Origin of the sequence: Micromonospora parastrephiae, assembly GCF_016802865.1 — a bacterium.
GTDB classification, from domain to species: domain Bacteria; phylum Actinomycetota; class Actinomycetes; order Mycobacteriales; family Micromonosporaceae; genus Micromonospora; species Micromonospora parastrephiae.
Genome location: NZ_JAEVHM010000207.1, coordinates 1 through 9,097 on the forward strand (window position 1 = coordinate 1; position 9,097 = coordinate 9,097).

A 9,097-nucleotide genomic window follows, 5' to 3' on the forward strand; every position below is an offset into this window, starting at 1 on the left:
GCCGGGCGGGCGGCGCGCGGGGCACGCCCGGCGGGCGGTCAGGCGACGCGGCAGGAGACGCTGCGCAGCGCGGCCAACGGCAGCTGCCAGGGGAACGCGTGCAGGTGCTGCTCGCCCGTCCCCGGCGGGTGCAGGGCGACCACGTGATCACCGAAGAGCACCGTGACGCCCCAGTCGGCCAGCCGGGCCACGCCGGCCCGGAACGCCGGGTGGGCGGCCATCGCGGCGTTGGTGTACGGGACCGCCACGATGGGGATCCCCTTGCCCTGCGCCTCGACCAGCAACCCGAGTGCGAGCGTGTCGGCGATCCCGGCCGCCCACTTGTTGACCGTGTTGACGGTGGCCGGGCAGACGATCATGGCGTCGGCGGGCGGCAGGACGTCCGGGTCGCCCGGATTCTTGTAGTGCGTCCGCACCGGGTGACCGGTCTGCCGGACCAGGGCGGCCTGGTCGACGAACTTGGCCCCGTCCGGCGTGACGACCACACAGACGTCCCAACCGTCCTGCTGGGCGAGATCGACCAGATGCCCGACCTTCCGAGCCAGCGGCGAACCGCAGGCGATGACATAGAGCACCTCGCGGTGCCCGCTGGTGCGCGGTGAACCGGCCATCAAACCGGCTCCGCGCTCATACCCCTACTCCCATGTGCTCAGCCAACTCCGCAATCGGAGAAGGCGGCGCACCACGTGTGCGACGCAGGATGTCCGACATCACCTCGTGCGCGATCGGCCGGCAGCGGATCTCCGACGCGGCGAGCCGGTCACCGCGCAGCAGCGCCTCGCCCGCGTTCGCCACGTCGCCGATCTGGGCGTAGCCGCGGGCGATGTCGAGCAGGTGGTGCGCGCGGCGCTCCGGGAGCAACGCGTTGAAGGCGGGCTCCACGATGCGCAACTGGTGCACCTCCACCGCCCGGCCCCCGTCGCCCAGCTCCACCGCGGCGGCGGCCCGGTGCAGCTCCACGTTCGTCGGACCGAACGAGGTCCAGTAGTGGTTGTGGTCGCCGCCGAGCCGGGCGGCCGCCTCCGCGGCGCCGTTGATCAGGTCGTCGACGCTCGCCGAGTCACCGATGCGGGAGGCCGCCATCGCGCCCTGGAGCAGCAGCATCCCGTAGACCGAGAGCTGGGCCGGGGACACCTCGCTGCTGCCGGGCGCCAGCCGGTTGGCGATCTGGACGTTCAGCTCCAGCGCCGGGCGGGCCCGGCCCATGGCGACGAGCGCGTTGCAGACACGGGTGGTGGCGATGCCGGCCAGCAGCGGATCGTCGGCCCGCTGGGCCACCGCCATCGACCGGTCGGCGGCCAGCCAGGCAAGCTCGCACTCGCCGAGCTTGCGCAGCACCGACGACGCGATCTGGTAGACCTGCCCGAGCAGATGGGCCGCCTCGGCGGCGTGCTCACCGTCGTACGCGGCGTCGGCCGCCTGGGCGTCGCGCAGCAGCTTGGGCAGCGCCCGGGTGAGCATCCCGTAGCGGCCGTACTGGTAGGTGAGCCAGGCGTGGTTGACGGCCTTGCGCATGTCGTCCAGCGGCGGCGGGTACGGCGCCGCGTCGAAGTACGCGCTCATCGAGTCGTAGCGTTCCAACGCCGCCCGGATCTCCTGCACCTCGACCTGGTCGATGCAGTTGAGCGCGTCGGCGCGCCGCTCCGGATCCTTGCCCAGAAGCAGTTGCACGTCCATCTGGAGGATGTCGGCGATCTCGTAGAGGACGGAGAACTTGTCCAGCCGGCGGACGCCCCGCTCGACCTTGTCCACCCAGCTCTTCGACTTGCCCAGCCGGTCCGCGAAGACCTGCTGCGACATCTTGCGCCGCCCCCGCCAGTAGGCCACTCGCCGCCCTATGGGTAGCTCGTCCATCTCCCCATCCCTCCCTGCCGTCGCCGGCCCATCGGGCCGCGACGATGTCCGCGGGTGCGGCGATTCTCGTTCATCTTCAGGTTTTCGCTGGTCGCACAGCATGTACGTCAGCCGTACAGCCAGTCCTCGTACTTTTCGTGCAAGTTGCACGAGCCGTTCGTCAACCTCAACGATCGTGGGTTACGGCAGTGACGGTGCTCGACATGCGACCTGGCGTCCGCCGGGCCCGACGAGGGGAGATGGCACACATGTGGGGGAACGTCGGACCGCGCGTCGCCGAACTGTCGCCGTTGGAACGCGTCCGGCTGCGCCGGGTCGCCATCCGGTACGCCGCACACGGGTGGGAGGTCACCCCCGGCGCCTGCCTGGCCCGCAGCCGCTTCGTCTGCGGGCGGGCCGGCTGCCCCACCGTGGGCTGCCACCCCGCCCTGGAGAACTGGGAACTGGCGGCCAGCGCCGACCCGGCCCGGGTGGCCACCTGGTGGCGTACCCGCCCGCACGGCGTGCTGCTGCCCACCGGTCGCGCCTTCGACGTGCTGGAGGTGTCCGCCAACCTCGGCCGGCACGTGCTCGACGCGGTGCAGATCCACCCGGCCGGCACCGGCGTACGCGGACCGGTGCTGGTCACCCCCACCGGACGGTGGATGTTCCTGGTCCGCCCCGGCGATCCGCTGCGCCCGGAGCTGGAGCACTGCTTCCACGTGGTCCGGCACGGGCCGGGCTCGTGGATTCCCGCACCACCCACCCGCCTGCCGGAGGGGACGGTCCGCTGGGCGGTCGCCCCGGAACAGGCCCGCTGGCAACTTCCCGACTCGTACCTCGTACAGAACACGGTGATCGAGGCGCTGCGGGCCAGCGGCGTGACGCTCGCACCCGACCTGCTCCCCGGACACCTGCCGCTGCCCCGGCGCGGCATGTGACACCACCCGAGCCGCCGATCCATCCGGCGGCCGACAGCGTCGCCGGAGCGCCGGTCCTCGTTGACAGGGAGACGGCGCGAACGCGCGCCACGAACGGGGGAACAATGTCCACGGACGACAGAGCGCCTCATACCGGGGGCACCGAACCGCCCCGGCGCAGCCACCCACGGCACCGCTGGGCCGGCACCCGGCCGTCCGGCTCGCGCCCCGGCCGACCGCGCCCCACCGGCTCCCGCCCCGCCGGCACCCACCGCCCGCTCCGCTAGTCGGTCAGCGGGAGGTCGGCGGAGTGGTACTGCCGGGCGTCGTCGGTGACGACGGCGTGGGTGTGGTCGTCGAGGCGGTCCAGCCAGCCGATGCCGGTTGCCCCCATGGCCAGGGCGGCGGTGGCGTACGCGTCGGCGGTCCCCAGGTCGTACCGACCACCGTCACCGAACGCAGCCCATTGGCCGGGGCGCCCCGGCGCGGATCGAGCACGTGCCGTCCCCGCTCGTAGACGCCGGAGGTGGCCACGGCCAGGTCGGTCCCGGCGAGGATCAGGCAGGTCGCCATCGCGTCCCACGGATGCCGGATGCCGATCCGCCACGGCTCCCCCGACGGGGACAGGCCCCGCACCCGCACGTCGCCGCCGGCGTTCACGCAGTGGTTGCCCGCCCCGGCGGCGAGCAGCCGGTCGGAGGCGACCTGCGCCGCCCAGCCCTTCACGAACCCGGACGGGTCGAGCCGGCCGGTGGCGTACGCGTCGAAGAACCCGTCGGTGGCGCCCCACAGGTCGGCGCACGCCTCCAGCACGAACCGCAGGTCCGCGGACGCCTCGGAGAGCAGCACCTCACCCCGGTCGAAGCGGCACACCTCGCTGTCCGCCCGGTACGTGCTGAACCGGGCGTCCACCTCCCGCATCCACGCGAAGACCTCGTCGGCCAGCTCGTGCAGGCGCGCCGGCGGCAGGTCGTCGGCGAGGTCCAGGGTGATCGCCGTACCCATGATCTGCTCGACCCGGCACAGCCCGCGTCGGGTCATCGCCGTCGGCACGTCAGAACGCCTGCTCGATGGCGGACCGCAGGGACTGCTTGTAGGAGTTGCTGGTCTCGGTGGCGCCGGAGACGGTGTTGAGGTTGGCGTTCTGCTTCTGCACCACCTCGCCGCCGCCGCCGTCGTACCTGCTGCGGACGTCGCCGCTGTGGATGTCGGACTCGCCGCCGCTGGGCAGGGACAACGCGACGGCCTCGACGATCCGGTTGCCGGATACCACGATCTGCACCTGCACGTACCCGTACTCGTTGTCGAAGCCGCTCCCGGTGACCCGGCGGGTGGTCGGCTGCGCCGCCTTGGTGGTGGTCCGCGGAGCGCTGGGAGCCTTCGTGGTCGTCCTGGTGCCCGACGGGCGGGCGGTGGTCTTGCCGGGCTTCGGCGAGACCGGCGCCTTGGCGCTCACCGACGGCGTCGGCGCCCCGGCCGTCGGGTCGCCGCCGGGCGCGCCCGGAGCGACGCTCGGGTCGGCGCCCGGCCCGGTGGGGTTGACCGGTTGTGCGGTCGGCAGGTTCTGGGCGACCTGGGTGGCGTCCGGTGAGCCCTTGAGCACCACCAGCGCGGTGGTGCTGGCGGCCAGACCGGTGATCGCGAGGAACGCGCGACGCATGCGATGCCTTCCTACAACTCGAAGGTGGCCAGGTGGATCTGCCGGCGGGGTACGCCGGCCCGGCGCAGGGCGCGCACCGACTGTTCCACCAGCCCGGGCGGCCCGCACAGGTAGACGTCGCGCCGGGCCACGTCGGGCACCAGTTGGCGCAGCCCGTCCGGGCTCATCAGCTGTCGGGGGCCGGGGTCGTCACGGGAGCCGATGACGTACCAGACCGACGTGTCGCGCTCCTGGGCCAGCCAGTCCAGCTCCCGGCTGAGCAGCACGTCGGCCGGTGTGCGGGCCCGGTAGATCAGCGCGGCGCCCGGCGGCAGCTCCTCCAGCATCGCCCGGATCGGCGTGATGCCGCTGCCGCCGGCGATCAGCAGGGCCCGCTCGCGGAGCCGGTGCGCGGCGGTGAAGGTGCCCGACGGGCCCGCCGCCCAGACCCGGGTCCCCGGCTCCAGGTCGCGCAGATCCGCGGTGTGCGTGCCGACCACCTTGACGGTGAGCCGCAGCCAGCGGCCGTTGGCGGCCGCCGAGACGGAGAACGGGTGCGACTGCCACCAGCAGCCCCGGGTGAGGAACCGCCAGCGGAAGTACTGGCCGCCGAGCATCGCCAGCCGGCCCAGTCGCTCGCCGGTGAGGTAGATGGAGATGGTGTCCGGGTTCTCCGCGACCACGTCGGCGACCCGCAGCTTGTAGCGCAGGTTGAACACCAGCGGCGCGATCACCCGACCCCAGAGCAGGGCGGCGACCACCAGCAGGTAGAGGGCGATCCAGCCGGTGCGCACCGGGCCCGGCTTGTAGAGCTGCGCGCCGTGGGTGAACTGGTGTCCGTAGCCGAGCAGCAGCACCAGGTAGCTGGACCGGTGCAGCAGGTGCCACACCTCGTAGGGCAGCGCGCGGCGGATCGCCCGGATGCTGCTGAACCCGACCGTCATCATGATGGCGGTGGCGACGAACGCGGACAGCATGTCCTCGTAGTCGCCGAGCAGCGTGCCCACCTCGGCGAGGACCGACTGGTTACGCAGGTCCGCGTAGCCGACGAGGATCAGCGACATGTGTGCCAGCACGGCGACCAGCAGGGTGGCGCCGATGTCGCGGTGCCAGCGGGCGATCTGCTCGCCGCCGATCCACCGTTCGAGCACCGGCAGCCGGCTCATCATCAGCACCTGCACGAGCAGCAGGTAGCCGGCGATCAGACCGGTGATCCGGCCCGCCGCGGTGAGGGTGGCCGCGGTGCTCCGCAGCGAACCGGGGGGCGTGCCCAGCCACCAGGGCAGCACCGCGGCGAGCAGGCCGACCAGAAGCAGCACGGCCAGCAGCCGCCGGCCGCCGGGTCCGCGCCGGGCCGGGATCTGCGGGGGTACGGGCGCAGCCGACCGGCCGCCGTGCCGGGACGAGGTCCCGGTGCGGCGGCCGGCGGCGTGGGTGTGCGAATGCGTCACGCGTACAGCTTCATCGGGGCGTACTTCTGGCGGGGGAAGACCTTGTCGACCTCCGCGTTGGTGAGCCCGAACCGGCCCTGCGCCACGGAGCCGTAGACGTTGAACATGTTGTTGTACTCCGGCACGTCACCGGAGTCCAGCTTGTCCAGACCGTTCCAGGTGCCCAGCAGCGAACCGGCCAGCTTCTTGCCGGACAGCAGGGTGATCACACCGCCGTGCCCGTGGTCGGTGCCGCCGCTGTTGGAGCCGACCCGGCGACCGAACTCGCTGGACACCATGATCGTCACGTCGGCGGCCTGCGGGCCGAGGTCGGTGAAGAACGCGGCCATCGCGCTGGCCAGCTCGTTCAGCCGGCGGTGCAGCTGGCCGCCCTCGCGGGTGCCCTGGTTCTCGTGGGTGTCGTAGCCACCCATGCCGACCGTGGCGACCCGCACGTTGGCGCCGCCCTTGATGAGCTGGGCGAGCTGCTGGAACGCGCTGCCGACGCCCTCGTACTTGACGCCCTCGGCGGGCTGGTACGGCTTGGCGGCGAGCTTCTGCGCGGTGGCCAGCGCGCCCATGCCCTCCTGCACGGCCTCCTCGACCGGGTGGTTGATCCCGGTGAAGAGCCCCTTGATGGCCTTCTCGGTGGCGGCCCGGAACCGGTCGTCGCCGTTGAGCCGCAGGGAGCCGACGTTGTTCAGCGAGATCGCGCCGTTGTTGCCGACCAGCGAGCGGGGCAGGGTGCTGCCGACACCGACGCTGCGGAACGCGGTGCCCTTGCCGAGGTTGTCGACCAGACCGTCGAGCCAGCCCCGGCCACCTGTCTCGTTGGGCAGCCCGCCCAGGTTGCAGGCGTCCGCGGCCTGGAAGTGGCTGCGGGACAGCCGCTCGTCGGAGACCGCCGGGATGAAGCCCAACTGGCCGGCCGAGAGCCACTTCTCCAGCGGCTTGAACGCGCTGGTCAGCTTGAAGCCGCGGCCCAGGGCCAGCGAGTCGTTGCCGAGCAGCAGGTCGGGGCGGGCCTTGGCGAGCACCGGGTCGTTGTCCGGCGCGACGAGGCTCAGCCCGTCCAGCCCGCCGTAGAGGAAGACGTGGATCAGGGTGCCGGTCTTGGTCGCCGCGAACGACGCCGAGGTGGTGACGAACTGGGCGGTGGCCAGGGCGGTGGCCGTGGCCGCGGCGCCGGCGACGAAGGTCCGCCGGGTCACGCCACGACCGTCCTGCTGGGCCTCCTCCAGGTTCTCCAGGGTGCGGTAGCGGTCGGCCTCCGCCGCGTTCTCCGCGGCGACGATGTCGGCCTCCGCGCGCAGCAGCGCCTCGGTCGGGTTGTCGGCCAGCCGCCGCAGGTCGGGGCATTCGGGGTGCAGGGGGAAAGAGTTGTACACAGTCTTCTCCATCGGGTGCCTCACCTGAGGTGGTGCTGGGGGGAAGCGAGGATCGCCCGCGCGACGGCGGTGATGGCCCCGTTGAACGTGGCGTCGACCTTGGCGGTCGCCGGCACACCGGCCACGCCGAGGATCAGGTTCTTCTCCCGGGTGCTCAGCTTCTGGTTCACCAGCCGCTGGGAGAGCGCGTCCACGTACGCGCCGGCCGTCGCCGGCGGCTTGGCGACCAGCTTCTCCGGCGCCGTGTACGTGAACACGGTGCGGTAGCCGGCGAGAAGCTCACCGGCCTCGTTCCAGCCGTTGAGCATGGTGCCGGCCGACGTCCACGCGACGTAGACGTCCGGGTAGCCGTCCGGGGTGGGCTGGCCCATCGGGAAGTGGCCCAGCTCGCGCATCTTGTCGTGGATCTGCCGCAGACCCCGGGCGAACGGGGTGCGCTTGTTGTCGCCGTTGTTGTTCTTCGGCGACGCCTCCGGCGACACACCCAGGGTGCGGTACGTGGCGACCAGGTACTCCATCGGCCGGCGCACCTTCTGACCCACCGCGGCCCAGAACTCCGAGGAGCTGAACAGCGCCATCAACACCGGCTTGATCATGCCCTTGTTGGTGGTGTACGTCTTGGCGAGCCGGTCCACCAGGGACTTCGGCGGGGTGTCCGAGACGAACCGGGTGGCCAGGCTCTGCGCCACGTACTTCGCGGTCGACGGGTGCAGCGCGATGTAGGTGATGTACGCGTCGATCGCCGCTTCGGCCTTCTTCGGGTCCGACGAGTTGTTGGCGTGGGTGAAGCCGAGGATCTTCACCTTGCCGACGTAGTGCTGCTCGGGCCGGAACACGTACTTGCCCTTGTCGTCGACGCCACGTCCGGTCTGGAGCATGGCCGCCTGCCGGACGTCCGGCTCCTTGTAGCCGCCGTCGACGCCGACCGAGTACAGCTCCAGGTTCTCCCGGGCGAGGTTCTCGTTGATGGCGTCCTTGCGGGAGTCCTTCTGGTTGAGGTAGATCAGCAGCGCGGGGTGCTTGTTCGCGGCGACCAGCATCTCCGGGTAGCTGCCCAGGGCGTGCTTGCGTACGACGTCCTTGTCGAAGGAGTTGCGGTACACCTCGCCGCCGTCGAAGTCGGCGGCGACGTGCAGGAAGTCGTTCCAGAAGTCGACCATCACCTCGAACAGCTGGCGCTTGGACCAGATCTGCCGGGCGATGGTGGCGTCGACCATCTCCCGCTCCGGCTGGGCGCCCTGGTCGTTGAGCTGGTCCCGCTGGGCGCGCAACTGCTGCACGTCGAGCTTCTGGGTGGGCAGCTCGGCGAGCTTCAGTTCGGCCTTGCTCGGCTCGAGCTTGTCCGGCTCCATCTGGGCGCGGATCCAGCCGTCGATACCCAGCTTCTTGATGTCGGAGACCACGGCGGGCGTCGCGCCGAAGGTGGCCCGCCGGGCCAGGTGCAGGATCGGGTCCTTGGCCAGCACCGTCTTGACGGTCACCTTGGTCTCCGCCGCCGCGGCGGCGGGCCCGGAGAAGGTCCGGCCACCGGTGGGCGCGTTCTTCTTCAGCGCCTCGCCGGCGCGGGAGCCCATGTAGCTCTCGTTCTGCTCGGTGTAGGTGCGCACCGTGCTGGGCTGCTGGCCGCTGGGCCGCGCCGCGGTCCCGTCGGTCACCGTGCTGCCGGTCGCGTCGCCGGCCGCCGCCTCGTCACCGAAGAGGCTCCGGATCTGCGGGGTCATGGCGAGCGCCGCGCCACCGGCGACGACGGCGGCGGTGCCGCCGAGCGCGACCATGGCCTTGCGCCGGCCGACCTTGCGGCCCGGCTCGTCATCGTCCAGGGTGGGCAGTCCGGTGCCGGCCGTGCGGGCGGGGGCCGGGCGGCCGAGGCCCTCCGGACCGACCCAC

At 72.0% G+C, this 9,097-nt stretch carries 7 protein-coding genes and 1 pseudogene; 1 reads left to right on the plus strand and 7 read right to left on the minus strand.

Annotated elements, in window-relative coordinates; genetic code table 11:
- Positions 1-38: 38 nt before the first annotated feature.
- A complete protein-coding gene (locus tag JNW91_RS26790) occupies positions 39-611 on the minus strand; it encodes a flavoprotein (RefSeq protein ID WP_203178175.1) in 573 nt (190 codons plus the stop codon).
- A gap of 16 nt (positions 612-627) precedes the next feature.
- A complete protein-coding gene (locus JNW91_RS26795) occupies positions 628-1,854 on the minus strand; it encodes a helix-turn-helix domain-containing protein (protein ID WP_203178177.1) in 1,227 nt (408 codons plus the stop codon).
- Between the two features lie 248 nt (positions 1,855-2,102).
- Here JNW91_RS26795 and JNW91_RS26800 point away from each other — a divergent pair, with 248 nt between their 5' ends.
- On the plus strand, positions 2,103-2,774 hold the full coding sequence (locus tag JNW91_RS26800) for a bifunctional DNA primase/polymerase (RefSeq protein ID WP_203178182.1): 672 nt from the start codon (positions 2,103-2,105) through the stop codon (positions 2,772-2,774).
- Between the two features lie 262 nt (positions 2,775-3,036).
- Here JNW91_RS26800 and JNW91_RS26805 read toward each other — a convergent pair.
- The 5 genes and pseudogenes from JNW91_RS26805 to JNW91_RS26825 all read right to left on the minus strand — a co-directional run.
- A pseudogene (locus tag JNW91_RS26805) lies at positions 3,037-3,758 on the minus strand (FAD:protein FMN transferase).
- Positions 3,759-3,807: 49 nt separating this feature from the next.
- Positions 3,808-4,413 carry an FMN-binding protein gene (locus JNW91_RS26810; protein ID WP_203178178.1) on the minus strand — a complete coding sequence of 202 codons (606 nt, stop codon included), beginning with the start codon at positions 4,411-4,413 and terminating at the stop codon, positions 3,808-3,810.
- Between the two features lie 11 nt (positions 4,414-4,424).
- Positions 4,425-5,843: a ferredoxin reductase family protein gene (locus JNW91_RS26815; protein ID WP_203178179.1), complete on the minus strand. Its 1,419-nt coding sequence runs from the start codon at positions 5,841-5,843 to the stop codon at positions 4,425-4,427.
- Positions 5,840-7,222, minus strand: a complete 1,383-nt coding sequence (locus JNW91_RS26820) for a DUF1501 domain-containing protein (RefSeq protein WP_203178180.1) — start codon at positions 7,220-7,222, stop codon at positions 5,840-5,842. Before JNW91_RS26820 ends, JNW91_RS26815 begins: the two co-directional genes overlap by 4 nt.
- A gap of 8 nt (positions 7,223-7,230) precedes the next feature.
- On the minus strand, positions 7,231-9,097 hold a 1,867-nt coding region (locus JNW91_RS26825; RefSeq protein WP_203178181.1), incomplete at its 5' end, for a DUF1800 domain-containing protein.